This is a genomic window from Hymenobacter rubidus (assembly GCF_016734815.1).
Classification (GTDB): domain Bacteria; phylum Bacteroidota; class Bacteroidia; order Cytophagales; family Hymenobacteraceae; genus Hymenobacter; species Hymenobacter rubidus.
This window is the reverse complement of the sequence record NZ_JAERQF010000043.1, coordinates 13,852-40,699: the sequence shown is the minus strand read 5'-3', so window position 1 is coordinate 40,699 and position 26,848 is coordinate 13,852. Positions and strand designations below refer to the sequence as shown.

The 26,848-nt window shown below is 62.5% G+C and carries 14 protein-coding genes; 4 read left to right on the top strand and 10 right to left on the bottom strand.

Annotated elements, in window-relative coordinates; genetic code table 11:
* The 4 genes from JKL48_RS20535 to JKL48_RS20520 all read right to left on the bottom strand — a co-directional run.
* Positions 1-501: M28 family peptidase (locus tag JKL48_RS20535; RefSeq protein WP_201986851.1), on the bottom strand; the 501-nt coding region annotated here is incomplete at its 3' end.
* A 117-nt stretch (positions 502-618) separates the two neighbouring features.
* A complete protein-coding gene (locus JKL48_RS20530) occupies positions 619-1,575 on the bottom strand; it encodes a hypothetical protein (protein ID WP_201986850.1) in 957 nt (318 codons plus the stop codon).
* A 45-nt stretch (positions 1,576-1,620) separates the two neighbouring features.
* Entirely contained in the window at positions 1,621-3,129 is a 1,509-nt protein-coding gene (gene cysS / locus JKL48_RS20525; protein ID WP_201986848.1) for a cysteine--tRNA ligase, read from the bottom strand.
* 313 nt (positions 3,130-3,442) lie between these two features.
* Positions 3,443-4,624, bottom strand: coding sequence for an endonuclease/exonuclease/phosphatase family protein (locus tag JKL48_RS20520; protein WP_201986847.1), 1,182 nt, complete (start codon positions 4,622-4,624; stop codon positions 3,443-3,445).
* A gap of 239 nt (positions 4,625-4,863) precedes the next feature.
* Here JKL48_RS20520 and JKL48_RS20515 point away from each other — a divergent pair, with 239 nt between their 5' ends.
* The gene (locus JKL48_RS20515; RefSeq protein WP_201986845.1) at positions 4,864-8,409 is read left to right on the top strand and encodes a DUF7948 domain-containing protein; all 3,546 of its coding nucleotides are present in this window, start codon (positions 4,864-4,866) and stop codon (positions 8,407-8,409) included.
* Positions 8,410-8,593: 184 nt separating this feature from the next.
* Positions 8,594-12,667, top strand: a complete 4,074-nt coding sequence (locus tag JKL48_RS20510; RefSeq protein WP_201986843.1) for a DUF7948 domain-containing protein — start codon at positions 8,594-8,596, stop codon at positions 12,665-12,667.
* 287 nt (positions 12,668-12,954) lie between these two features.
* Here the strand turns inward: JKL48_RS20510 and JKL48_RS20505 are convergent, their stop codons facing one another.
* The 5 genes from JKL48_RS20505 to JKL48_RS20485 all read right to left on the bottom strand — a co-directional run bounded on the left by JKL48_RS20505 (position 12,955) and on the right by JKL48_RS20485 (position 21,158).
* On the bottom strand, positions 12,955-14,232 hold the full coding sequence (locus JKL48_RS20505; RefSeq protein ID WP_201986842.1) for a lipopolysaccharide biosynthesis protein: 1,278 nt from the start codon (positions 14,230-14,232) through the stop codon (positions 12,955-12,957).
* Positions 14,233-14,398: 166 nt separating this feature from the next.
* Positions 14,399-15,604 carry a glycosyltransferase gene (locus JKL48_RS20500; RefSeq protein WP_201986840.1) on the bottom strand — a complete coding sequence of 402 codons (1,206 nt, stop codon included), beginning with the start codon at positions 15,602-15,604 and terminating at the stop codon, positions 14,399-14,401.
* A 24-nt stretch (positions 15,605-15,628) separates the two neighbouring features.
* Positions 15,629-16,381: a hypothetical protein gene (locus JKL48_RS20495; protein ID WP_201986839.1), complete on the bottom strand. Its 753-nt coding sequence runs from the start codon at positions 16,379-16,381 to the stop codon at positions 15,629-15,631.
* The gene (locus JKL48_RS20490) at positions 16,378-17,625 is read right to left on the bottom strand and encodes an AAA family ATPase (protein ID WP_201986837.1); all 1,248 of its coding nucleotides are present in this window, start codon (positions 17,623-17,625) and stop codon (positions 16,378-16,380) included. The genes JKL48_RS20495 and JKL48_RS20490 overlap by 4 nt, the downstream gene beginning before the upstream one ends.
* Positions 17,626-17,759: 134 nt before the next feature.
* A complete protein-coding gene (locus JKL48_RS20485) occupies positions 17,760-21,158 on the bottom strand; it encodes a TonB-dependent receptor (protein WP_201986835.1) in 3,399 nt (1,132 codons plus the stop codon).
* A gap of 370 nt (positions 21,159-21,528) precedes the next feature.
* Between JKL48_RS20485 and JKL48_RS20480 the strand changes: the two genes are divergently transcribed.
* Both JKL48_RS20480 and JKL48_RS20475 read left to right on the top strand, forming a co-directional pair.
* A complete protein-coding gene (locus JKL48_RS20480) occupies positions 21,529-24,315 on the top strand; it encodes a TonB-dependent receptor (RefSeq protein ID WP_201986833.1) in 2,787 nt (928 codons plus the stop codon).
* 123 nt (positions 24,316-24,438) lie between these two features.
* Positions 24,439-25,956, top strand: a complete 1,518-nt coding sequence (locus tag JKL48_RS20475; protein WP_201986831.1) for a T9SS C-terminal target domain-containing protein — start codon at positions 24,439-24,441, stop codon at positions 25,954-25,956.
* 234 nt (positions 25,957-26,190) lie between these two features.
* On the opposite strand, the gene JKL48_RS23655 is transcribed toward JKL48_RS20475, so the two are convergent.
* On the bottom strand, positions 26,191-26,646 hold the full coding sequence (locus JKL48_RS23655) for an energy transducer TonB (RefSeq protein WP_201986829.1): 456 nt from the start codon (positions 26,644-26,646) through the stop codon (positions 26,191-26,193).
* Positions 26,647-26,848 lie beyond the last annotated feature (202 nt).

Here is a 26,848-nt window from a genome sequence, read left to right as displayed (position 1 = left end):
GATGCGGGCCATTTCGAGGGCTACGGCCACGGCGCTGGCTCCGTCGGAAGCGCCGTCCATCGGCTTGTTTTTCTTTTTGGGGTCGGGGTCGGCATCGGCGAAGGGGCGGGTGTCCCAGTGGCCGAAGATGGCCACGCGGCGCACCGCCTGCGGCTGGTACTGCGCAATGATGTTGCGGGCGTGGATGTTGGTACCATCGAAGGTCATCGCCTCGAAAGGCTGCTCCATCACCTTCAGCTTGTAGCTTTTTAGCTTGGCCACGAGCCAGTTGCCGCAGGCAATGTGCGCCCTGGAGTTGGGCACGCGCGGCCCAAAGGCCACCTGCTTGGCCGTGAAGGCATAAGCCGAGTCGGCGTTGAACACCGGCGCCTTGGGCAGCGCGGGCGCGGCGGCCGGGGCGCTGGTTTCGGCGGTTTCAGTCGACTTTTTATCGGGGCAGCCGGTGAGCAGCACGAGGCCGGCCAAGGCGGCAAGGGGGAGGCGGAAAGTTGCGAATTTCATGCGGAATGCGGTGCGGCGCGGATAGGTGGACCTTCCCCTGCCCTCTCTCGTGGAGAGGGGAGCCTGACGATTGTTGCGATTGAATGTAAAAAGCAGTGAGGGCGACGTCCGCAGGCATTACCGGCTCACCCCAAATTTATTGTGCTTAAAATCCAGGACAAGAACGTTGTTGAGAAAGAAAGCATTGCCAGTCAGCGCGTCCACTTCCTGGCTTTTATTGAAATCCAGCAGGCGCTGGTTGCGGTTAAACCAAGCACTCGACTTTGGCAGCTTGATGCTGCCCAGGTAGGCATCCGCCCGCATGGGCGCACCGTAGAACGCCACTTTTTCGCCCCAGGAATTGACCTTTAAAGTGTCGCGCGGCACGGCGGGGGCGCCCACCAGTTGCTGCCAGGTGTTGTAGTCGGTGCTGAGCGGAAACAGGCTGGCCCCGGTGTCGAAGGCGGCCCAGTAGGTGCGCTGGCCCACGGTGATGGGCAGGTGGAACCGGCCGTTCTTCATTTTGCTGGGCACGAAGGTGGTGCTGGAGCGCCAGTAACGGTCCAGCGAATCCAGCACGCACATGCGCCGCTGCGGGTAATCTATTACCAGAATCCGGCCCTTCAGAAAGTCGGAGCCAATGGTGCCAACCAGTTTGTCGGAGGCGGTGAACAGCGAGTCCGGGGGCACGGGGTCGCCGTATTTTGTCATCAGCAAGGGGTGCGGTATGGTGCTGCCGCCCATCACCAGCGGCAGTCCGGTGGTACCGTAGTTCACCACGCCGCTGTCGTTCACGCCCCGCCGGGTGGTATCGACCCGGGAGTAGAGCTGCGCGCGGCTGGCGAAGTAGTTTTTCAGCGCCCCTTCGTAGAGCAACGTCGCGTCGCTGCCCAGGTCGAATTGCGCAATGAAGTTGCCCTTCAGTCCGGCCACTTTAGCCGGCACGATGATAGCCGCTTTATCAAACGACTTGCCTTCGATTGTGGCGCTGTACCATTTGAAGGGAAACCAAGGGTAGTTTGGATGCTGCGCCGACACGCCTTTCTGGGCCGTGCAGGCCCCCAGCCCGGCCGCGGCGGCTACGATAATCGCCAAAAGTTTAAGATTCATCATCAATCGGGGGCCGCGAGGGGAGCCGCGTTATTCTTCGCTGTAGGCCCACTCTACGCCGGTTTTGGTGTCCTTTATCACGATGCCCTGGGTTTTGAGGGCCCCGCGAATCTGGTCGACTTTGTCGTAGGCTTTGTCGGCTTTGGCTTCGGCGTAGAAGCCCAGGGTGAGTTCAAGGAGCTGCTCCACGTTGGCGCGGGGCTCATCGCGCAGGCCCAGCACGTCCTGCACCAGCACGCGGTAGGTGGCGGTGGCTTGCGCGAGGGCGGCGGGGCCCACCGCTTCCAGCGCCGCCGGGTTGGCGGCCAGCGTGTTGAAGCGCTTCAGCAAGTCGAACAGGGCGGCCAGGGCGCGGGGCGTGTTCAGGTCGTCGTCGAGGAACTCGGCAGGCTTGGCGGCCAGGGCCAGCAGCTGCGCGGCTTCGGCCGTCTGGTCGGCGGCGGTGCCCGACACGGCCAGCGAATCATCGCCCGCCAGCTTATCGAGCAGGCGCAGGCCGTTCATCAGCTTGCGGTAGCCTTTGCGGGCGGCTTGCAGGGCATCGTCGCTCACATCGACCGGCGAGCGGTAGTGGGCTTGCAGCAGGAAGAAGCGCACCACCATCGGCGAGTAGCCGAAGGCCAGCGGCCCGGTCGGCCCCGTGAACAGGTCGCCCAGCAGCACGAAGTTGCCCAGGCTCTTGCTCATCTTGGTGCCGTTCACGGTTATCATGTTGTTGTGCACCCAGAAGCGCGCCTCGTCGGTGTGGGCGTGGCTGCCCTGGCTCTGGGCAATTTCGCACTCATGGTGCGGAAACATGAGGTCGAGGCCGCCCCCGTGGATGTCGGACAGCTCGCCCAGGTACTTGCGGCTCATGGCCGAGCACTCCAGGTGCCAGCCAGGAAAGCCTTCGCCCCAGGGCGAAGGCCAGCGCATGATGTGCTCGGGCGAGGCCTTTTTCCACAGCGCGAAGTCCAGCGGGCTGCGCTTTTCGCTCTGGCCCTCCAGATTGGCGCGGGTGCCGGCCAGCTGGTCCTCGATGCTGCGGTTCGAGAGCTTGCCGTAGCGCTTGCCTTCTTCGTTGTACTTGGGCACGTCGAAATACACCGAGCCGTTGACCTCGTAGGCCAGGCCATTGTTGATGATTTCCTCAATCACCTGAATCTGCTCGATGACGTGGCCGCTGGCCTGGGGCTCGATGTCGGGCGGCAGGCAACCGAGGCCCAGCATGTGCTGCCGGTAGCGGTTGGTGAAGTGCTGAGCCACCTGCATGGGCTCGATGCGGGCGGCGCGGGCAGCCTTTTCCATCTTGTCCTCGCCGGTGTCGGCGTCGCTTTCGAGGTGGCCCACGTCGGTGATGTTGCGCACGTAGCGCACCTGGTACTGCAGGTGGCGCAGGTAGCGCGTCAGCACGTCGAACACCACCGGGCCCCGCGCATTGCCCAGGTGGGCTTCGCTATACACGGTAGGACCGCACAAATACACGCCCACCTGGGGCGGGTGCAGGGGCTGGAATTCTTCTTTTTTGCGAGTGAGCGTGTTGTACAGACTGAGCGGCATGGTACAAAGGTAGCGGCTCCCCTCCTCAGATGAGGAGGAGATGTTCGAGCTTTAGCTCGAACGGGGGTGGTTGAAGTCGTTAAACGAGGCGTGAACGACAAGGCGGGCCTGCTGCAACGCCAATAGTGGCTTGGTTGTTCGAAAGCAGCGGTTCCGGTTTTTCGGTGTTGAGCAGAAGTGGTTTTGGGTCGGTTTGCTGGCGTGTGGCCGCTCACTTCAGCACGTCGTTCAGACATCGGTCAACGACTTCAAACACCCCCGTTTCAGCTTCGCTGAAACATCCCCTCCTCGTCTGAGGAGGGAAGTTTGTTGGTTAACGGCTTAATTGGTACAGCCCCTCCACCGGGAAATGGTCGCTCCATTTGATTTCCTGGTGCACGCGGCAGCCGCGCACCTGCCACTGCGGGCCGGCAAACTGCTGGTCGATGCGCAGCAGGGGGAGCTTGCCGTTGTAGGTGGCCCCAATGCCGAGGCTGGCGCTGGCCCAGGCATTCTGGAGGTGGTCGGCCAGCTGGTCGTAGGTGTAGGAATAGGGCAGGTCGTTGAGGTCGCCGGCCAGCAGCACGGGGTAGGGCGAGCGGGCCACGCGGGCCAGCACGGTATCTACCTGCGCGCCCCGCGCCACGGCGCCGTTGCGGAAGCGGCGGAGCAGGTTGGGGGCTTTCTGGCGGAGGCCGGCGCGGCTGCCGGTGGCCGTCACAATGTCGCTTTCGGCCATGCTCATGCTTTGCAGGTGCAGGTTGAAGACGCGCAGGGTGTCGGGGTGGCCGAGGCCGGTGCGGGCGGGCGGGCGCACCACGTCGGCCCACATGGCGTGGTTCTGCGACAGCTTCCCGAAGGGAATGGTGCCGCGCCGCACAATGGGAAAGCGCGAGAAAATGGCCAGCCCAAACTCGGCTCCCACGCCGTTGACCAAACTGGTCGACACGAAGGAGTGACGGCCGCTGCCCCGGCTCAGCTTCTCTTCCGAATTGAATACCCCGTTTTTTTCGCCGCGCCGCCGGGGTTCGTTGTAGAATTCCTGGAGGCAAAGCACGTCGGCCGGGCTGGCAGCCAGCCACTGGATGGCCCCAATGGAGGAGGCGTCGTCGGGGTCGCGCAGGGCGGCGTACACGTTGAAGATGCGCACGTTGGCCGAAATCAGGCTCACGGCGGCAGCGGGCACGGCGAAGAAGGACGAGCGAATGGTTTTCCCGTTCACCAGGCTCAGGCTGGCTTCTTTGGAGGAAGCGCCCAGCGGCAGGTGCAGGGCCAGGCCGCGCTGCACATGCGGCCAGGTCAGGAACAGCACCACCAAGGGCAGCACCGCCACCCGCCAGTTGCGCCGCAGCCAGTACAGCGTGAGCAAAGCCGTGGCCAGCAAGGCAGCCGGCGTGGTGAGGGCCCCGAATACGACGGGCCAGAACACGCGGGCGGGCACCTGCTCGCAGCCGATGGCCAGCAGTAGCCACGCCAGGGCGAGGAGGGTAAGCTTGAAGGCAAAGGAGCGGCGCACGGCACGGGGAGCAAAGGGCCACAAAGGTAGCGGCGGCGGCCAACAGCCACCCGGCCGCTGCCTGGTGCCGCTGCGCTATCTTGCGTAGCCGCGGCGGCTTCTAATCGACAAACCCGGCGAGACTCGCACGAATTTTGCGCCGCCGCGGTTCCGGCAAAACGGAGTTGGCGCGGCCCGCGTGGAGCCCGTGCCGCTTCGTGGCGGCCCTTCCTGTTTCTTCTTTGCTTTCTGGCTTTACTATGCCCTCATTTTTCCGCTCGGCTGGTCGGTATTTCGTTGCGTGGCTGGTGTGGTCGGCCGGCCTGTTGCTGGCGCGGCCGGCGCTGGCGGTGTCGGTGGCGCCGGATGCGCCCGGCCTCGAATTTATTCAGAACAAAGGCCAGTGGGACGGCCGCGTGCGCTACCAGGCTGCCCTGCAAGCGGGCGGCCTGTTTGTGCAGCCCACGGCCCTCACCTTCTCTTTCTACGACCCCGCTTTTCTCAGCCACCACCACGGCGGCGCCAGCAGTGGCGCCGCCGTGGTGGCCGGGGCGGGCAGCGTGGCGGGCCACGCCTACACGGTGCATTTTGAGCGGGCCAACGCCCATGCGGCCCTCACGGCCACCACGCCCACGGCGGGCGAGCGCAACTATTTTATTGGCAGCGACGCCACGCGCTGGGCCAGCCACGTGGCCGGCTTCCGGCACCTGCGCTACGCCGGGCTGTGGCCCGGCATCGACCTGACGCTGTACGAAAACGCCCAACAGCGCCTGGAATACGACGTGCTGCTGGCTCCCGGCGCCAACCCCGCCCGCGTGGCCCTGCGCTACGACGGCGCCGACGGCCTGGCCCTGGACGCGGCCGGCAACCTGGTGGTAAAAACCAGCGTGCGCACCATCACCGAGCTGGCCCCGCAGGCCTGGCAGCTCGATGCCGCCGGCCTGCGCCAGGCCGTGGCGTGCCGCTACGTGCTGAAAGGCACCGTCCTCACGTTTGCACTCGGCGCTTACGACAAGACCCGGCCGCTGACCATTGACCCCACTGTGCAATTCTCGACCCTGACCGGCTCGACAGCCGATAACTGGGGCTTTACGGCCACGTACGACGACGCGGGCAACCTGTACTCGGGCGGCATTGTGTTTGGCGTGGGCTTCCCCAATACCACGGGCGCTTACCAGGTAAACCCCAGTAGCGCCGAGGACATGGCCCTCATCAAGTACAACACGGCCACCACGGGCAGCGCGGCGCGGGTGTGGGCCACGTATTTGGGCGGCAACGGCTCCGATTTTCCGCATAGCCTGGTGGTGAATGCGCAAAACGAACTGGTGATTCTCGGCAGCACATCGTCGACGACCTTTCCGACCACTGCCGGGGTGGTGCAGGGCGCTTTTGGCGGCGGCACCCCGCTCGACCCCTTTCAGGCCGGGCGCGACCCCTACCTGATGGCCAACGGCTCCGACCTGGTGGTGACCCGCCTGGCAGCCAACGGCAGCGCCCTGGTGGCCAGCACCTACCTGGGAGGCTCTGGCAACGACGGCGTGCTGGAGTCTTACCCGCTGGCGGCCAACTACGGCGACGTGTTTCGCAGCGATGTGCTGCTCGACGGCAGCGGCAACGTGTACATCGCCTCCACTACCACTTCGGTCAATTTCCCGGGACGTACCCTGGGCTTTAACCCCACTTACCACAGCGGCCGGCCCGATGCGCTGGTGTGCAAGCTCACGGCCAACCTGAGTGCGGTGGTGTGGGCCAGCTACCTGGGCGGCACGGGCGACGATGCGGCGTACTCGGTGCAGCGCGACAACCAAGGCCGGGTGTACGTGTGCGGCGGCACGTCGTCGCGAAATTTTCCGGTCACGGCTGGCACTTACCTATCCACGACGCCCACGCCCACCGGCATCGGTATCCACGATGCCGTCGACGGGTTTGCGGTGCGCATCAGCCCCGACGGGCGCACGCTGGAGCGGGCCACCTACATCGGCACCAAGGACTACGACCAGGCCCAGTTTGTGCAGCTTGATGCGGCCGGCAACGCCTACCTGCTGGGGCAAACGGGCGGCCAGTTTCCCGTAACGCCCGGCCTGTTCAGCCGCTCCAATGGCCAGTTGTTTATTCAGAAGCTAAACCCCGACCTGACGGCCAGCGTGTACAGCACCAGCTTTGGCGGCATCTCCACCAGCAGCGGTGGCACCAAACTGGTGCCGACGGCCTTTTTGGTAGACGACTGCGAGCGGGTGTACATCAGCGGATGGGGCGGGGCCGACAATGGCCTTAGCAACACGTACATCGGCGGCACCACGTTTGGGCTGCCCGTTACGGGCAATGCCGTGCAGCCGACCACCGACGGCTCGGACTTTTACCTGGCCGAGTTTGCGCCCGGCATGAGTGGCCTCGAGTACGCCACTTATTTTGGTGAGCTGAACCCCAATGCCGCCGAGCACGTGGACGGCGGCACTTCGCGCTTCGACAAGCGTGGGGTGGTGTATCAGGCCATGTGCTCCAGCTGCCAGGGCGCGCAGGGCTTTCCGCAGCCACCGGGCGCGGGCACCTACACCACCCGCAACGGCAGTTTGAACTGCAACAACGGCGCCTTTAAAATGACGTTCGATAAAATCACGGCCGACCCCGGCCCGCGCCGCTACGTGTGCCTGGACAACGGGCCCATTGCCCTGGGCGGCACCCCAGCCGGCGGCACCTGGACCGGCCCCGGTGTGCAGGCCAGCAGCGGCAGCTACCGCTTTGTGCCCACGGCGGTGGGGCCGGGCCAGTATATTCTGACCTACACGGTGGCCACCACCGGCATTTGCCAGAGCACGCGCACGGTGCGCTACGTGGTGGCCCCGCCGGTCACGCCGGCCTTTGCTCCCATCCCGCCGCAGTGCATCACGCTGGGGGGCGTCACCCTGGTGGCCGCACCGGCCGGCGGCGTGTTTAGCGGGCCGGGGGTGAGCGGCAGCCGCTTCGACCCCGGCGTGGCCGGCGCGGGCACCCACACCCTCACCTACACCATTTTCGATTCGCTGGGCTGCGGCACCACCACGCAGCAGGTGGTGGTGAACCAGCCGCCCATCATTCGGCCGGGCCCCGATACCACGCTGTGCGCCGACCAGCAGCAGCCGTTCCAGCTGCGCGGCTACGCGCCGGCGGGCGGCACCTGGAGCGGTACGGGGGTGTCGGCCGGCGGCTTTTTCACGCCGCCCAATACCAACAACCGGGGCGGCGTATTCCCCCTTACCTACACCGTGAACCAAGGGCCGTGCCAGGCCACGGCCCGCCGCGTGGTGGTGCTGGCGCCCACGTCCAACCAGAACGTAGCCCTGAACCTGCCCGTGTGCTCGGCCATTCCGGCCTACGCCGGCCTGGCGCCGTTCGACTGCCCGCTGACGCCGGTGCTGCGGGCGCCGCACGCCACCTTCGTGTGGGATTTTGGCGATGGCAGCCCCACCGATACGGCCGCCGCACCTACCCACCGCTACCTGCAGGCCGGTACTTATTATATTAAGCTCACGGCCCGCTACGCCAACTGCGAGGTGCTGACCGGCTTTGCCCCGCTGAACGTGGGCGAGGTGAAAATCCCGAACATCTTCACGCCTAACCTCGACTCGCTCAACGACACGTTTCGCCCCCGCTTCAGCTGCCTGCGCACCTCGCTTGAAGTGTATTCGCGCTGGGGCCAGCGCGTGTATCAGAACGATGACTACCACAACAACTGGGACGGCAAGGGCCTGCCCGACGGCATGTACTACTACGTGCTGCGCGACGCGGCCAGCCGCCGCGTGAAAGGCTGGGTGGAAATACGCCGTTAGTGCAGAGGCGGGAATAAACAGGTCATGCCGAGCGCAGCCGAGGCATCTCGCGTGCCGAAGTAATTCTTACGATTGGATTACTACCACACGCGAGATGCCTCGGCTGCGCTCGGCATGACGTTCTGAGCTGGTTCTTCGCAGCCGTTATCTTTACCAACTACCGTTCCCACCTTTTTAGTTGTCGATGAAACTACCGCTACTCTTGGCTGCGCTGTTCGTCCCCAGCCTGCTTTCTGCTCTCCTGGCGCAGCCAGCGGCCCATCCCGGTGCTGCGGCGCCCTCGCTCGAATTTGTGGAAAACAAGGGCCAGTGGGATGCCCACGCCCGCTATGCTGCCGCGCTGCCCGGCGGCCGGCTTTTTGCCGAAGCCGACGGCCTCACCTTCGCCCTGCTGGCCAACGGCGGCCCGGCCCAGCTGGGCCACGGCGCCAAGCGCCCGAAAGACCCGGCGACCGAAGGCCCCGTGCGCGGTCATGCTTTCACGCTGCGCTTCGACAAGGCGGCCGCTACGGCCGTGCTCACGGCCGAAACGGCCACGGCCGAGCGCCGCAACTACTTCCTCGGGGCCGACCCCAAACGCTGGGCCCGCGACGTGCGTGGCTTCCGCCAGCTGCGCTACGCCGGCCTCTGGCCCGGCGTGAATGCCCGCGTCTACGAAAGCGCCGACCAGCACTTGGAGTACGACTTCGAGCTGGCCCCCGGTGCCAGTGCCGCCGCCATTGCCCTGCGCCACGACGGGGCCGATGCTCTGACCCTGGACCCGGCCGGCAACCTCGTCATAAAAACCAGTGTGGGCACCGTGACCGAGCGCGCCCCGCTGGCCTGGCAAACCGATGCCGCCGGCCAGCACCGACCCGTGGCTTGCCGCTACCAGCTGCGTGGAAAAACCGTGCATTTTGCCCTGGGCAAGTACGACCATGCCCGTCTGCTGACCATCGACCCCGTCGTTGTGTTTTCAACCTACACCGGCTCGGCGGCGGACAACTGGGGTTTCACGGCTACTTATGATGCGGCGGGTAACCTGTACTCGGGCGGCATTGCGTTCGATGCGGGCTACCCGACCAGTCCGGGCGCTTTCCAGACCACGTTTGCGGCGCTGATTGACATTGCCCTCATCAAGTACAACACCAGCGTGACGGGCGCAGCGGCGCGGGTATGGGCCACCTACCTGGGCGGCAGCAGCGCCGAGTTTCCGCACAGCCTGGTGGTAAACAGCCAGGGCGAGCTGCTGGTACTGGGCTCGTCGGGCTCGTCGGACTACCCCACCACCAGCGGCGCCTTGCAGCGCACCTTTGGGGGCGGCACCACTACTTCGCCGTTGGGCTATGGCGCGCCCTACGATTGCCCCAACGGCTCCGACCTCGTCATTACCCGGCTCAATGCAACGGGCACGGCTCTGGTGGGCTCTACCTACCTGGGCGGCAGCGGCAACGACGGCCTGCTGCCCCTCGACACTAACATGGCGCCGGATAGCAGCGTGCAGCAGCTGCCCCACAACTACGGCGACCCGTTTCGGGGTGATATTCTGGTGGATGCGGCTGATAATGTGTACATCGCCTCGCACACCACGTCCAGCAATTTCCCGATGGCGCGGGGCTTCAGCAGCAGCTACCACGGCGGCACTTCGGATGGCGTGGTGTGCAAGCTGGCGCCCAACCTCACGGCCCTTACCTGGGGCAGCTACCTGGGCGGCAGCGGGGCCGATGCCACGTATTCTATTCAGCTGGAACCCACTACCGGCGATGTGTACGTGGCCGGCGGCACCACCAGCGCCAATTTTCCGACCTCCGGCGGGGCGTACCACACCACCCGGCCGGGCAATGTGGACGGGTTTGCGGCGCGCATTTCGGCCAGTGGCACGGGGCTGCTGCGGGCCACCTATGTGGGCACGGCGGCCTACGACCAGGCCTATTTTCTGCAGCTGGGTTCCGATGGCGGGGTGTACCTGCTGGGCCAGACGCTAGGCCAGTTTCCGGTGACGCCCGGCCTCTACAACACGCCCAACGGCACACAATTTATTCAGAAGCTCGATGCCAACCTGGGCTTGAGCCAGCTGGCCATGGTGTTTGGCAGTACGGCGGCAGTTAATACCGGCCCGCACCTTATCAGCCTCAACCCCACGGCTTTCCTGGTCGACCGCTGCGACCGGGTGTACGTGTGCGGCTGGGATGGCATGGTGAATGGGCCGAACTTCCCCTACCTCAACTACAACGGCTACACCACCGGCCTGCCCATCACGCCGGATGCCGCCCAGCCCATCACCGATGGCAGTGACTTCTACCTGGCCCAGTTTTCGGCCGGCCTCACCGGGCTCACCTACGGCACCTTCTACGGCAACCCCAACCCCAACAGCGAAGGCGAGCACGTGGACGGCGGCACCTCGCGCTTCGACCCACGGGGCATTGTGTACCAAGCTGTTTGCTCGTGCTTCTCGGCCACTGGCTTTCCTATTCCCAGCGGGGCCAATACCTATTCGACGACGAATAATGCTAACAACGGCATTTACATTGGCTGCAATAATGCGGCCTTTGTGCTCAACTTTCAGCCCAGCATTGCCAACGCGGGAGTCGACCAAACGGTGTGCGCCACGGCTGGCCCGCAGCCGCTGGTGGGCACGCCGGCCGGCGGCGTCTGGACCGGGCCGGGCGTGACGGGCAGCGTGGCAACGGGTTTCGTCTTCACGCCCTCGCTAGCCCTCGCGGGTGTCCAGACGCTGACTTACACGGTTGCCAGCACGGGCTTGTGCACCACCCTTGGCACCCGCCGCGTAACGGTGACAGTGCCGCCGGTGGTCACTTTCACGCCGCTGCCCCAAGCATTCTACTGCCTGACGCCGGCAACTCCGCCCATACCCGCCATCCGGCTGACGGCCACGCCGGTGGGCGGCATTTTCAGCGGGCCGGGGGTGAGCGGTAATGCGGCAACCGGCTACTTTTTTTCTCCCGGCGGGGCCCCCGGCGTTTCGCAGCTGACCTATACCCTCACCCTGAATGGCTGCGTGGTGCAGGCATCCCAAACCGTAACCGTCGCCACGGCCCCCAATGCCGGCGCCGACCAAGTGCTCTGTGCCAACGCCGGAGCCATTTCGCTGGTGGGCACGCCAACGGGCGGCACCTGGACCGGGCCCGGCGTGACGGGCTCGGTGGCAGCGGGCTTCGTGTTCACGCCCTCGCTGGCCTTGGTGGGCGTGCAAACCCTGAGCTACTCGTTTCCTGGCCTGGGCACGACCAGCTGTGCCGGCACCCGTCGCATTACCGTGACAGCGCCGCCCACGGTGGCTTTCACCACGGCGCTCCAGCCCTCTTACTGCCTACCGGCAGCGGGGGCGCCGCCGTTGGCACCGGTGCCGCTCACGGCCGCGCCGGTTGGGGGCGTGTTCAGCGGGCCGGGGGTGAGCGGCAGCGCGGGCACGGGCTTTGTGTTTTCGCCCAACCTGTCGCCCGGCCCGGTGCAGATACTGTATACCGTGACGGTGAACGGCTGCCTGGTGCAGGCCACCCGAACCGTTATGCTTCGAAAAATACCCACGCCCACCATTGGGGCCGACACTTTGCTGTGCGCCGGGTCGGCGGCGTTTGCGCTGCGCGGCAAGCCGGCCGGAGGTATTTTCAGCGGGCCGGGGGTGAGCGGCAGCGCGGCTACGGGTTTCGTATTCTCGCCCGCAGCGGCATTGGCCGGACCCGTCACGCTTACCTACGCCGTGAGCGACAGCGGCTGCGTGGGCACCACCACCCGGCGCCTGTCGATAGCCCCGGCCCCAACCCTGCTGGCATCCTGGACGGCTGCGGCCTGCGCCGAAACCCGGCTGGCCCCGCTCACGCTGCACTTCGCCTTATCCGGCTCCGGCATCCCTGCTTCGCCGAGTCTGGTGTGGGACTTTGGCGATGGCAGCCAATCAGCAGAACTCACCCCGACGCACACCTACACCGCACCCGGCACCTACCAGCCTCGGGTACGGGTGCGCTACAACGCCAACCGCTGCGAAACCGAAACCACCGCGCCCGTCGTGGAAGTGCAGCTTCGCAGAATCCCGAACATCATCACGCCCAACGGCGACGAAGTGAACCAAACCTTTAAGCTGGGGCCCGACTGCCCGCCCCGCCTGCAGGTTTTCTCCCGCTGGGGCCAGCTCGTCTTTGAAGCCGCCGCCTACCACGACGATTGGAGCGCCGCCGGCCAGCCCAACGGCGTGTACTACTACCTCATTACTTACCCCAACGGCTCCCGCGCCAAAGGATGGGTCGAGGTAATTCGATAGTAGTTGGGATAGAAAAAATCAGAACGGTCATGCTGAGCTTGTCGAAGCATCTCTACCGCAATGAAGCTGTTTAGAAAGTCTGATTTGCCTACACGTCTGTCATCCTGAGCGCAGCGAAGGACCTTATCACGTCAGAACAACGCCTATTCTGACGTGATAAGGTCCTTCGCTGCGCTCAGGATGACAACGATTTTGACTTTCTAAACAGCTTTAATAGTAAACCAATCGATTGAGTCACATTGCGCGGTAGAGATGCTTCGACAAGCTCAGCATGACGGGCTGATTCCTTATGGCTTATTCCTAGTACTCAGCTGTTCCCTTGCTTTCCCAATTAGCCATTGCCAGTCGGCGCGGCCGGGCAGTAAATCGGGCCAGGTGGCGCGCAGGGCGCGGCGGTAGTGCCAAAACAGATACGCAACGCTGGCCGTGTAGGAGGCCGTCATGCCCAGGGCCGCCCCCACCATCCCCAGTCGAGGCACCAGCAGCATGCTCACGGGCACGGTCACGGCCAGGCCCAGCAGCGAAGCGCGGTTGTTGACGCGGTAACGGGCCATGCCGCTGAAATAAGTGCTGGCCTGCATGCCCGCGCCGTTGATGAGAATGCCGGGTGCCAAAGCCAGAATGACGCCGTGCGCCGCCCCAAACTCCGGCCCGAAAAACGCCGCCAGCCAACTAGCCGGCACAGCGGCCAGCACCGCGACGGCGGCGGCCGTAGCCAGCAGCGTAAGCCGGCTGCCCCGCAGGGCGGCATAGGTCTGGCCGTGCTTATCGGCAGCATTTACCAAGGCCACGTATTGAATGAGGGCGGTGCTGCGCGGAATCAGCCAAATGGCCTCGGCCAGGGCCACGCCCACGGAGAGCACGCCCAGCTCCCGGGCGCTGGCCAGGTAGGCCACGGCGTAGTAGCCAAAGCGGTAATTGGCAAACGTGAGCAGGTTGGAGAGGTGGGCCCCCCGGCTGTGGCGAGCCAGCTCGCGGGCCGCCGCCCGGCGCCGGGCCCGCCGACTGCGCCAGGCATCGGGCAGGCGCAGCAACATGATGGTACTGATGAGCCAGGGCAGCCCGTAGGCCAGGTAATTGGCGTAGTAATAGGCCCGGATGCTCAGCCAGTGCGCCGCCCCGAAGGCGAGGGCCAGCGCGCCGGCCAGCAGCGCCGCCTGGGCCGTGGTGAGCACGTTGTAGTCCCGCTCACGCTTGCGCCCGAGCAGCAGAAACAGGTTGATGGACAGCAACACCTGCGCCAGCGTAACGGCCGCCAGGTGCAGAGTGTATTCCAGCGTGACGGGGCGGAGCAGTTGCACCACGGCCGCACCAGCCACGCTCACTACCACAGCCCAGCCATAGGCCGGCGGCAGCAGGTGCCACACGTTGCGCCGCGGCACCAGGTATATCAGCGACGAGCCGCCCACCAGCCCCGTCAGCAGCACCAGCCCCGATACATCCGTAAAAAACAAGCTGACCTGCCCGCGCCCCGCCGCCCCCAGGTAGCGCGCCGTGAGCCACACCACCGCAAAGCTCAGCCCCGCCGTGAGGACCCGCGCCGCGAAATGATGAAGAATGCGCATGAGCATAGTGGCAGAGTAGAGTAAAGACTAGCAAAAGAACGTCATGCTGAGCGTAGCCGAAGCATCTCGCTCGGGGCAGCAACCCATTCGATTGGATTACTACCAAACGCGAGATGCTTTGGCTACGCTCAGCATGACGCTCTATCGATGTCGTTATTAGCCACCGCTAGCTCAGTACCTGCCGATACACTGCGCCGAAGGCCTCCCCTACCGCGCGGGGCGCACACCGGGCCGCTACATCGGCTCTGAGGCGCACCGGGTCAAATTGCAGCCGTCCGCTGAGCACGCCCGTGAGCGCAGATTCCAGGGCAGCTTCGTCATCCGGTTCCACCAACACCCCGAAGGTATTGTCCGGCTGGAAAAGCTCGGGCACGCCGCCGGAGCGGGTGGCCACCACCGGGCAGCCGCAAGCCCGGGCCTCCAGCAGCACGCAGCCAAAGGTTTCGGCCCGGCTGAAGGATACCAGGGCATTGGCACGGGCCATTTCTTGGGCCACTTCCGCGTGGGGCAGCTTGCCCAGGAAGGCGGCGGTGCCATCGGCCAGCAGGCCCAGCTCAGTGGCGTATTCGTGCAGCGCCAGCTCATCGGGTCCGTAGCCCACTATGCGCAGGCGCAGGCCGGGCCGCATCGCCCGCAGCCGCGCTACCACGCGCAGCACGCCGGAGAGGTTTTTCACCTTGTCATGAAATGCCGAAACGTGCAGCAGGGTGAATGGTTGAATGGTTGGCTGGTTGGTTGGCTGGTTGAATGGTTGGGTGGGTTGGAAAAGCGCCGTATCTACCACGTTGGCAATCACCACGGAGTTCGGATTCACAAACCCCAGCGCCGCCATGGCATCGCGCAGCCCGCCCGATACGGTGTGAAGGGCCGCCGCCCGGCGCACCACGGCCCGCGTGAGCACCCGACGCAACCACGAAATACCATCGGCCCGCTGCGGCAAATACAGCGTCCAATGCTCAGTAATGATGAACGGGATGCCGCGCACGGCCTTCAGCGCCCAGGCAAACAAGCCCGTGCGCAGCAATACATGAACGTGCACCAAATCGGGCCGCTGCCCGCCCCAGTGCCGCCGCAGCCGCCGGTAGCCCCGCAGCAGGCACCAGAAATACAGCAGCAGCTTCAGCGGCTTGTCGAGCAGCGGCAGGCCGGTGGGCTCGGCCCGGTAGTAGTAGCGCAGCGTAGGCACGGGGCCGGTAAAATCTTCTTCCGCATCAATCAGCGTTGGCAGTGGCCCGCGCGCTACGGCGGCAAAAAGCACTGCCCCTTCCACGCCCCCAAACTCGGCAATGGCCGCTACATGCCGACCCACGAAGTCACCATCCTGGTCGTCGTAGCGGTGCGGGTACCACTTGGGCAGGTGGAGAATCTTCAAGGCTTAGGGGCTTGGTTTCAACCGTTAATCCAGCAGTTCTGAGGGCACAAACTCTACCACCGGATACATAGCTCGCATCAACTGCGTAAAGGGAGCCTGACGCGACAGTAGTGCCTGTAAGTCACGCCGAGCAATGGCAAGTCGTTGTATGTTATTGCCATTTTGGGCAGCCAGAAAACGAATAATTGCCTGCATCACCCGCTCGTACTGTGCGGCAATAGTCACACGCAGATGCTTAGTATTCAAGCGTGAATTCTCATCATTTGGCTTGCCGTTGTGCAGTAAATTAAGCAAGTCTGCAGTGTTGCAAGCAGCTTGGTCAGCAGCATTAGCCGCTTCAAACTGTGGCGCTTGGCCGTTGGCTCCGATAGTGGCCAACAGACGGGCTTCCACATCATCGCGGCACGGGTCGAGTAGCCCGCCTACGGGCCACTGGCGCGGGCGCATCATATTGGCCTTGTGGGCAGCCGGAAACAGATTGTTCCAGTCAAATTTCAGGGCCGCGTTCTGGTTGACCGGCACGAGGTGGTCTACGTCCATCTCATAAGAGCTGCCATGCCATTGCTCTGTGAGGTAGCATTTGCTGAAGAAATGCGTGTCGAATGCTTGCAGCACATCTGAGCTCCGGTAGCTGCCGGGCTTGGTAGGCACAGGAATGATAGAGGGGTCAGATGCGACGGCACAGGCCGCCGCGTAAGTCGCGCAATCGGCTACGTATTGCTGCATTTCCGGCGTATTTAATGAAGCCGGTACGGATGGGCGTTGCAAACGAATCATGCGGCTTGCTCGCGCTGCAAGTGAAGCAGTTGTGCCTGCACATCGAGCCGCAACACCGGCGACATGTACCGGCCCTGCTCGTCAAGCAGATGCTGCAACCGCGCTAGCGCCGCCGCCCGGTCCGACATCTGCCCAATCTCAGTTACCTCTTCCAAAATTTTATCGGCTACGTTGGAATACTCATTTTCCAGCCCGAAATGCGTCTGCATCAACTCCGAGAACGACGAACCCGCCGCTTCGTCGCCCAGCGCCTGTCCGGTACTCAGGTCAAATACCGTGGCGTTTTTGATGCTGGAAGCCACGGCTGGCGAGTGCGTAGCAACGATGAACTGCAGGTTGGGAAAAAGATTCGTGAGCAGTGGTAGTATCTGGTACTGCATCTCCAGGTGTAGGTGCGTTTCGGGCTCATCAATGAGCACAAAGCCACAGGGGTCATAGTTGTAGTCGTTGGCTCGCTTTCGAAGCAAGTCAACGCGCATCAGCAGTTCCGTTAAAATGCTGAGAAATGCTGAGAAGCCGGCGGAAAGCTGGTTAAATGTGAATCGGCGGCCGTCAGATAGATTGATATAGAACTCAAAGTGTTCGCGCACGAATTCGAGCGAAGTATTTGGGTCATTAAATATTTCGGCTAGGTTTTTTTCCAATTGAGAAAAAAACACTTCTTGTTGCTTAGCACCATCTACCCTGCCATCCATTGCGTCAAAGACTTGGAAGACCTTCTTATTGACAAGATATTGCTTGAAGAACTCAGCAGAGGAATTATTAGAAGCTCCTGACATAAGACGTTTTTCTAATTCATCTTCACGAGTGACTGTTGATACCTCCCCTACTTGAATCTTCCGATTGGCTTCAAAAAAGACACTTATTAGTTTTTTACTGAATTGACTAAAGCCGCTGTAGGCGGCGTTTGCTTGATGGCTTTTAAATGATGGTGTAATTCTAACCAATCGTCCAAGCTTTTTCTGAGCGTAGTCTAGTGTTGACTGGTCTATACTGTTTCTTAATAATGCCTGCTCAATGTCTGCGGCCTCTTGAGCAGCAAGTCTACTGTTATTAATATCGTAATCAATGACATAATCCAAAGCCCGCAACACCGTCGTCTTTCCCGACCCATTCCTTCCCGTCAGCACCAGATGCTTGAACTCCTGCCCCGGCTCAAATACCGGCACGCGTAGGTTTTTCACGGCGTAGGCGTCGTTGATGACTAGCTCTTGCAGATAGGGAAATTCCTGGCGGGTAATCATAATAATAAAGGATTGGCAGCAAGACAAAGATAAACCCTATGCCCGGCTACAGGTACGCAAACAAATTCGGCCCCGGCTCCGCCATTGCGGAACCGGGGCCGAGCCCTGGGCGCCGAAGCGCCAAGCCAAAGGCGCTAGAACGAGTAGCGCACGCCCAACTGGCCCTGCCAGCGTGAGGCCAGCTGGTCGATGGAGTAGGTGGCCGGCGTGCCGTAGGTAAAGGCCGGCCGGTTGAAGGTGGAGGCGCTGTAGTTGGTTTGCACGTTGCCGGCGGCATCGGCGAAACCGACTTGCGAGAGGCCGGTGCCTACGGTCGAGTTGAAGGTGTTGGGCACGAAGTACTGGCGGCCCCAGTCCTTGTTCAGCAGGTTGCCGAAGTTGATGATGTCGAGCGAAATCTGGATGGTGTGGCCCGCGGGCACGATGCCGGCTTCGTTGGCTTCGAGCTTGCCGAGCTTGGCTTCCAGCATCAGGCGGATATCGGCCTGGTTGTTCCAGGGCGTGCGGCCGGCGTTGCGCTCGGCGTACTGGCCCCGGCGGGTTTTAAGGTAGCTGTCGCCGTCGATGAAGCTGCTGAGGGCCGCGTACTGGGCACCGCTGGCGTCGAGGCCGTAGCCGTTGGGGTTGGCCGTGGTGACGGGGGCCGCGCCTTTGTTTACGAGCGTGATGTCCGAAGCTGAGGCCGGGATGTACGCCAGCAGCACGTTTTGCTGACCGTTGTTGGTGAAACCGGTCGCGTTGTTGCTCGGGTTGTTGTTGTACACCCAAGTATAAGGCGAGCCGCTGGCGTAGGTCAGCACCGAGGTGAAGTAGCCAGTGAAGCGCTGGGCGAAATTTTTGTGCAGGTTGAGCGAGGCTACCACGCGGTGGCGCAGGTCGAAGTTGGAGTAGGCCAGGGCCGGGTCGTTCACGTTCAGCGCGGGATTCAGCTCCCAGTTGCTCTGGGGCGAGTTACGAATGCCGTTGCTGATGTCGTAGCTCTTGCCGTAGGTGTAGGCCACGCTCACATCGAGCAGCTGGTTCAGGGTCTGGCCCACCGAACCGGTGAGTTGGTAGCGGTAACCCTTCTGGGTGTTGGTCAGGAAGAAGGCGTTGGAGAAATTACTGTTTACCTTCGAGCCAAAGCTGGCGGCTGAGTAGCGCGGCGTCTGGGTGGGACCGGCAGCATAGTAGGTCACGTTATCCACCAGGTTGATGTTCTCAAACTTCACATCCTGCAAAGTCTTGGTGTACAATCCTTCCACCGAGAAGCGAGTGCCGGTTTTCAGCTTGAAATCCAGGGCCAGCGACGAGCGCCACACCTGCGGCATCTTGAAGTTGTTGTCAATCAGGTTGACTTCTGTTGTATTCTGAGCGGCTGCGTTGGGTAGCGCGGTAGCGGCGTTCTGATAAATCTGGTTCGGGTTCTGGCTGAGCAGAATTTTGGGGCCAGCGGTGGAGGAAGCGCTGGGCTGAATGCCGTTGTAGTCCACCGAGTTGAAGTTCACGCCGTTGTTGTAGTAGGCGTAGCCGAACCAGGCAAACGGTACCCGACCGGTGAACACGCCCGAGCCGCCGCGCACCACCACCGAGCCGTCGCCGTTCACGTCGTAGTTGAAGCCCAGGCGGGGCGAAATCTGCACCTGCCCGAGGTAGCCGTTGCTGAGCTGCGACCAGGCCGTGTGCGAGTAGGTCTGGTTCAGGGTGTTGGCGTCGTTCTGCACGTTGTTTACCAGGGCCGAGTTCAGGGCTGGCTTGGTGGGCAGCGAGGCAATGTCGAAGCGCAGGCCGGGCGTGATTTTCAGCCGGTCGGTCACGTTCCACTCGTCCTGCACGTAGGCGCTGTAGAAGTTGATGTTGAAAGCGGCCGAGGGGTTGTTGTAGTTGTAAGCGTACGAGTTATCGGTCTTGTTGTAGGTCCCGCGGATGCGGTTGGGCTGGTCGTTCAGGAACTGGGCCACGTTGTTGTATTCGATGCGGCCGTTCCAGGAGTTGATAAAGCCGTAGTCGATGTGGTAGAACTCGTTGTGCGTGCCCACCGTGAGGGCGTGCGAGCCGGTGTAGAAGGTGAAGTTGTCGGTCAGCTCAAACGTCTTCTGGCGGGTGTTGAAGATGCTGGCTTCGCGGTCCGAACCCAACAGAATCTGGTTGGAGCCGCCGCCGTAGCCGGCCGCTGGGTTGGTGCTCACCGAGTTAATCTGTACGGCCGGAAACAGGTTGGCCTGGCCGCCGATGAGGTCGCGGTAGTCGTGAATGTTGGTGTAGCCCAGAATCAGGTTGTTGGCCAGCTTGCTGGTAAAATTGCTCTTCACCTCCATCACCATCGAGTTCTGCACGTTGTGCTGGGTGTAGTCCTGCGAGCCAAACTTGAACAGGCTGCCCGAACGCTCCAGGTTCGTCGCCTCCGAGCCGATGTAGTTGTGACGCAGCGCAATGCTGGTCTTGTCATCAAGGTTGAAGTCGAGGCGACCGAAAATTTTGTTGCTGTTCGCGTGGATGTTGTAGGTGCCGTAGTCGCCCACGTTGTAGCCGTAGGTGTTCTTCAGCTTGTCGGTAATCTGCTGGGCCAGTTCGGCCGTCACCGGCGAGTTGGCCTGGCCCACGCCGTAGAACTGCGGCTCCTGGCGGCGGGCAATTTCGGCGTTGGTAAAGAAGAACAGCTTGTTCTTAATGATGGGGCCACCCACCCGGAAGCCGGTCTGGTAGTCGTGGTAGTCCGAGCCGATTTTGCTGCGGCTGTCGTCGATGCTCTTGCCGGTCACGTTCTGGTTGCGGCCGTAGCCATACACCGAGCCCGTGAAGTCGTTGGTGCCGGAGCGCGTCACGGCATTCACCGAGCCGCCCGTGAAGTTGCCCAACTTCACGTCATACGGCGCCACCGACGCCTGAATTTCCTGAATGGCGTCGAGCGAAATCGGGTTGGCGCGGGCCGAGCCGCCGGGCAGGCCGCTGGTGCCGCTCTGCCCGCCCAGCGAGGGCGAGAAGCCAATGGCGTCGTTGTTCACGGCGCCGTCCAGGGTCACGTTGTTGTAGCGAAACGAGCTGCCCGCGAACGAGCCGTTCGAGTTGCGCGGGTCGAGGCGCGTGAAGTCCGAGATGCTGCGCGAAATGGTGGGCAGCTGCTGAATGGATGCACCGCTCACGTTGGTGCCGGCGCCGGTTTTGGTGGCCTGGGCGTTGCCCGTCACCACTACTTCGTTCAGTTGCTGGGCTTCGGCCGCCAGCACAAAGTTGAGGCGGGTGGTGTTGCCCAGGGTCAGGTACACGCCGCTCACGGTCTGCTCTTTAAAGCCCACGTAGGTCACCGTCACGGAATAAGGTCCGCCGGGAGTCAGGTTGGGAATGGTGAAGCGGCCATCGGGCTCGGTGCCGGTGCCGCGCTTCACGCCGGTGGGGGTGTTGGTGGCCACTACCGTTACCCCAATTAGCTCTTCGCCTTTGTCGGACGTCACTTTGCCGCTCAGCGCGGAAGTGGTTACCTGTGCCATTGCGGCCTGCGAGCAGACGACCAGCAGCAGGAAAAACAGTTGCGTAAAAATGTGTCGAATCGACATAAAAATGAGGGATTTGATTACAGGTGCAAAGTTCCGGCCCTTGAACGCCCTCCTCACCCGTATGGGCGTTTCCTAATTGTTGTATTTGCTCACGGCGCATAACCTGGCCGTAACATTGGCACTAATTCCGAGTCATTTCCCCTTCACCAAAACCTCATTTTACTACCCGGTTACCCGTCTGATTTTCAGAGCTCAACAACTCGGTTGCGGCCCCGCCGCACGGCCGGTTTTTGCTCACTACCACCTGCCCGCCCTGCTGCCGGGCCGATAATCATTTGATAATTCTGGGAAAACAGGGACGAAATACCACCCCGGTACTTTTGTCCCTCGAATGGAAAACACTATTAATTACCGTTATCTATACACTTTAGTGCTGAGCTTATTTTTCAGCAGCAGTGTATTTGCTCAATCGGGCACCATCAAAGGCACGCTTAAGGATGCCGCCACCCAGGAAGCCATTATCGGCGGCACCGTGCGCCTCGACGGCACCACGCTGGGCACCCAAACCGACGTGGACGGCACCTTCCGGCTGGAGCGCGTGCCGGCAGGCACCTATCAAGTCATTATCTCCTCGGTAGGCTACCAAACCACCCCGCTGCCCGGCATCGCCGTGGAAGCCGGCAAGGCCACGGTCATCAATACGAGTGTTAAATCGGACAGCAAGGCACTCGATGAAGTGGTGGTGCGCGGCGTGCGCCGCACCAATACGGAGGTATCGGTTATCACCGAAATCCGCCAGGCCAGCGTGGTCGTCAGCGGCGTGTCGTCGGAGCAAATTGTGAAATCGCAGGACCGCGACGCCGCCGAAGTGGTGCGCCGCATTCCGGGCGTCACCATCATCGACAACCGCTTCATCCAGGTGCGCGGCCTGAGCGAGCGGTACAACACCGTGTGGCTGAACGACGTGACCGCGCCCAGCTCCGAAACCGATAAGAAAGCATTCTCCTTCGACATCGTGCCCAGCGCCCTGCTCGACCGCGTGCTGGTGTTCAAAGACCCCTCGCCCGAGCTGCCCGGCGACTTCGCCGGCGGCCTCGTGAAAGTGTACCTGCGCAAGCCCTCGCTGGACGAGCGCAGCTTCACGGCCTCCTACGTGAGCGGCTACCGTGACGGCACCACCTTCGGCAACTTCAATACCAACAAGGGCAGCGGGGCCGACTTCGCCGGTTTCGGGGCATTCAACCGCAATTTGCCCGGCAATTTCCCGGTGCTGAACTCGGCCAGCTCAGCGGCCCAGCGCGATGCCTCGGCCCACGATTTGAGCAACGCATTTGGCATCAAGACCATGACGGCCATGCCCGATGTGCGCTTCAATGCCTCGTACCTCGACAACATCAAGCTGGGCGAAACCCAGATTGGCTCGCTCACTTCGCTGAGCTACACCAATGCCTTCTCGCGCTTCAACATTGCCCGCAACGTGTACGACGCTGACGGCCAGCGCACCGATTTTCTCAATGATGAGCAGGCCACCAACAACGTGCGCCTGGGCCTCATCCAGAACTTTAGCGCGCTGCTGAAAAACGGTACCAAGCTGGAATTCCGCAACCTGTTCAACCAGTTTGGCCGCAACCAGATTACGACGCGCGACAACTTCTCGGCCGGCGACAACTCTCTGGTGCGCAAGGCCTACGCGCTGGGCTACCAGGGCCGCACCACCTACACCGGCCAGCTGGCCGGCACCCACCTGTTCAACAACGAGAAAACGACCTTCGACTGGGTGGCCGGCTACGGCTACTCGGCCAAGGATGAGCCCGACCTGCGCCGCGTGGCCTACCGCGCCGTGAAGCTAGCCGACGGCAGCGTGGGTCAGGAAATCCTGACGCCCGCCCCCGGCCAGGTCGACGTCATCAATGCGGGCCGCCTCTACCAGAAGCTGAACGAGAATGTGTACACCCTGAACGCCAACGGCAAGCACAAGCTGGTGGGCCTGGGCGGGCGCGAGCTGGAGCTAGCTGCCGGCACTTACCTCGAATACAAGAAGCGCGATTTCACGGCCCGCGCCTTCGGCTACTCCCCCACCGATGCCACCCGGTTCCAAACCCTGAAAAACCTACCGTTGGCCACGGTTTTTGCCCCCGAGAATGTGGGCGGCACCGGCTTCCAGCTGCGCGAAGATATCAACTCGACCTACCGCTACACCGCCAGCAACGAGCAGGAAGCCGTGTATGCTTCGCTCAATATTCCCATCACCCCAAGTCTCAAGCTGCTGACGGGTGCCCGCTTCGAGCGCAACGTGCAAGTCATCAACACCGGCGTGAACGGCGCGCCCGTGAACCAGACGGTGACCACCAACTACCTGCTGCCCTCGGCCAACCTGAGCTACAACTTCACCGAAACCAGCCTGCTGCGCGCCTGCTACGGCCGCAGCCTCAACCGGCCGGAATTCCGCGAGTCGGCCCCGTTCTACTACTACGACTTCGACTTCAACGTCCTCAACTACGGCTCGCTCTACCTCAACCCCACCAAGCCGCTGCAAGTCGCCACCATCGACAACTTCGACCTGCGCTACGAGTGGTACCCCACCCCCGGCGAGCAGATGCACCTGGGCGTGTTCTACAAGAACTTCACCAACCCGATTGAGAACGTCGTCATCCCCAGCACCAACCTGGCCTACTCCTTCGCCAACGCCCCCAGCGCCTACTCCTACGGCGTGGAGCTGGACGTGCGCAAGAGCTTCAATTTTCTGGATGATGCCTTCGGCACCACTGGCCTGAAGAACATCACGGCCGTGTTCAACGCCTCACTCATCAAAAGCCAGGTCAATTTGGGCCCCGGCATTGTGGCCTGGGACAGCAAGCGCGCCCTGCAGGGCCAGTCGCCCTACGTAGTGAACACCGGCCTGTACTACCAGAACGAGTCGGGCAGCTGGCAGGCCTCGGCCCTCTACAACGTGTTCGGCCCACGCATCCTCTTCGCCGGCTCCGACCAGTACCCCGATGTGGTGGAAGCCCCCCGCCACACCATCGACCTGTCCCTGACCAAGAGCCTGACCAAGCGCGTGGCCCTCAACCTGGGCGTGCAGGACCTGCTAAACCAGCGCGTGACCCTGCTCCAGGACTTCAACAAGGACAAAAAATACCAGCGCGACACCGACCCCGCCCTGGCCGACTACCGCCGCGGCACCTACACCACCATCGGGGTGAAAATAGCCCTGTAGGGGCGGGGCCTGCCCCCGCCCAGACGTTTGGGCCAGACCAACGATTCCGTCCAACGACGGGCGGGGGCAGGCCCCGCCCCTACCTCTCCTCTCAACCCCTCACCAACTAATTCTTAGCATACCATGCAAGTTCTCAACCCGTTTCGTCAGCGTACTCTGCTCGCCGCCGCCCTGTTTTCGCTGAGCCTGGCGGCTTGCAAAAAAGACGATGCCACCACCGCCACACCGGATACGACGACCACGACCACTGGCCAGACCGTGGAAGTGACCGAAGTGAAAACCAGCACCACCTGGACGGCCAGCAACAAGTACCTGCTGAAAGGCTACGTGTACGTGCGTTCCGGTGCTACGCTCACCATCGAGCCCGGCACCGTCATCAAGGGTGATAAGGACTCCAAGGGCTCGCTCATCGTGGAGCCCGGCGCCAAGCTGATTGCCGCCGGAACCGCCGCCAAGCCCATTATTTTCACTTCCAACCAGCCCAAGGGCAGCCGCAACTACGGCGACTGGGGCGGCGTGATTCTCTGCGGCAACGCGCCGGTGAACAGCATCGTGAACGGCGTGAAACCCGTGGTGGAAGGCGGCCCCACCACCACCTACGGCGGCACCGACGCGGCCGACAACTCCGGCACCCTGCAGTATGTGCGCATCGAGTTTGGCGGCATCGCCTTCTCCCCCAATAACGAAATCAACGGCCTGACCCTCTGCGGCGTGGGCTCGGGCACTACCCTCGACCACCTCCAGGTTTCCTACTCCGGCGATGACTCTTACGAGTGGTTTGGTGGCACCGTGAACGCCAAGTACCTCATTGCCCACCGCGGCTACGACGACGACTTCGACACCGACAACGGTTTCTCGGGCAAGGTGCAGTTTGCCGTGTCGCTCCGCGACCCGCTGCAGGCCGACCAGTCGGGCTCGAAGGCTTTTGAAAGCGACAACGACGCCAACGCTTCCGACAACCTGCCCAAAACCAGCGCCGTGTTCTCGAACGTGACCGTGATTGGACCGCTCAATAACATTAACAACGTGGGCGGCATCAGCTCGCAGTACGTGGCCGCGGCGCACATCCGCCGCAACTCGGCCCAGAGCATCATGAACTCGGTGATTCTTGGCTATCCGGCCGGCATCCTGGTTGACCACGCCAAGACGGCCGTCAACGTAGCCAACAATGACCTGCGCTTCCAGAATAACATTATTGCCGGCATGGCGGCCGGCACCGCAGCTACCCGCAACCAGAAAAACATCATCTACATCGGCCCGGCCGGTGGTGCGGGTTCGCTCACGCCTACCTCGGCCATGAGCTCCGACAGCAGCAGCTTCGGCACGGCCGTGGGCCCGCTGAGCTGGCTCTACAAAACCAGCAACGTGAACAAGCGCTACACCAATTCCGATGAGGTACGCCTGCTGAATCCCTTCAGCCTCACGGCTCCCAGCTTCCTGCCCCTCACCACGTCCCCCATCGTCTGGACATCGGCCACCAACACCAACCCGGTGGTATCGCCGGCCTTCACCGACAGCAAGGTTTCGGACAGCTTCTTCACGAAGGTGGCTTACATCGGCGCCTTCAGCGGCTCGGGCCAAAGCACCGACAACTGGGCCACCGGCTGGACCAACTTCGACCCGCAGAATACCGACTACTAATCATTTGACTGTCTACCACGCAAAAAAGGCTCCCCGCTTCGGAGAGCCTTTTTTGTTTTCTCACGCTGTTCAGAAATCCAAATCGCCTGTCATCCTGAGCATTCTGCGCATCAAGCAGAGACGAAGGACCTTCTCACACCTGCACGTTTAGCAGTAATTCTAATCGGCATGAACGTGAGAAGGTCCTTCGCACGCTCAGAATGACAGGCAACTTAACTCGACTCAGCTCAAAATCTACCGGCTCAGCCGGAAGATAATCGGCAGCGTGCGTTGCACCCGCACAGGCTGGCCTGCCACGCGGCCAGCCGTCCACCACGGCATGAGGCGCACCACGCGCAAGGCCTCTTCATCGAAGCCATGGCCGCAGCCCTTGGCTACTTCCGCGTCGCGGATGCGGCCCTGCTCGTCCACCACAAAGCGCACGTACACCGTGCCGGAGAGGTTCTGCTGGTTAGCCTCGGCGGGGTAGTTGATTTTCTTGGCCAGGAACTGGTGCATGGCCGCGTCGCCGCCAGGATAGGCCGGCATTTCATCGGCGTAAGTGAGCACTTCCGGGGCGACCGGCGTGGCGGCCGCAACAGTGGCGGCGGCCACCGGAACGGCTGTGCGGCTAGCCATCTGGGCATGCCCGGCAGTGGCCGTAGCGAGCAGTATGCTGCCGGCTATGGCCATTTTTTGTGTTGTATTCACGGCTATACACGTAAGGCTATAGTAATTGCTCCGGCAAAGCTATTGGCCGCAGTCAGTGCCTGGATAAGCCCGTCAATTACCCTTTCGTCACGTTTTCATTATCTGCGGCTATGGCTCCGCCGCTGCTATTCCAGACCTGGGCTGCTCCGGTACAGCTACGTAGCCTCGCAAGCCAGAAGTTTGGGTAGTTCCTTTGCAGCCT

Bases quoted from the DNA above. Each gene is read 5' to 3' on its own strand.
- cysS (WP_201986848.1), bottom strand. From the start codon at position 3,129: ATGCCGCTCAGTCTGTACAACACGCTCACTCGCAAAAAAGAAGAATTC.
- JKL48_RS20515 (WP_201986845.1), top strand. From the start codon at position 4,864: ATGCCCTCATTTTTCCGCTCGGCTGGTCGGTATTTCGTTGCGTGGCTG.
- JKL48_RS20505 (WP_201986842.1), bottom strand. From the start codon at position 14,232: ATGCGCATTCTTCATCATTTCGCGGCGCGGGTCCTCACGGCGGGGCTG.
- JKL48_RS20495 (WP_201986839.1), bottom strand. From the start codon at position 16,381: ATGATTCGTTTGCAACGCCCATCCGTACCGGCTTCATTAAATACGCCG.
- JKL48_RS20490 (WP_201986837.1), bottom strand. From the start codon at position 17,625: ATGATTACCCGCCAGGAATTTCCCTATCTGCAAGAGCTAGTCATCAAC.
- JKL48_RS20510 (WP_201986843.1), top strand. From the start codon at position 8,594: ATGAAACTACCGCTACTCTTGGCTGCGCTGTTCGTCCCCAGCCTGCTT.
- JKL48_RS20475 (WP_201986831.1), top strand. From the start codon at position 24,439: ATGCAAGTTCTCAACCCGTTTCGTCAGCGTACTCTGCTCGCCGCCGCC.
- JKL48_RS20485 (WP_201986835.1), bottom strand. From the start codon at position 21,158: ATGTCGATTCGACACATTTTTACGCAACTGTTTTTCCTGCTGCTGGTC.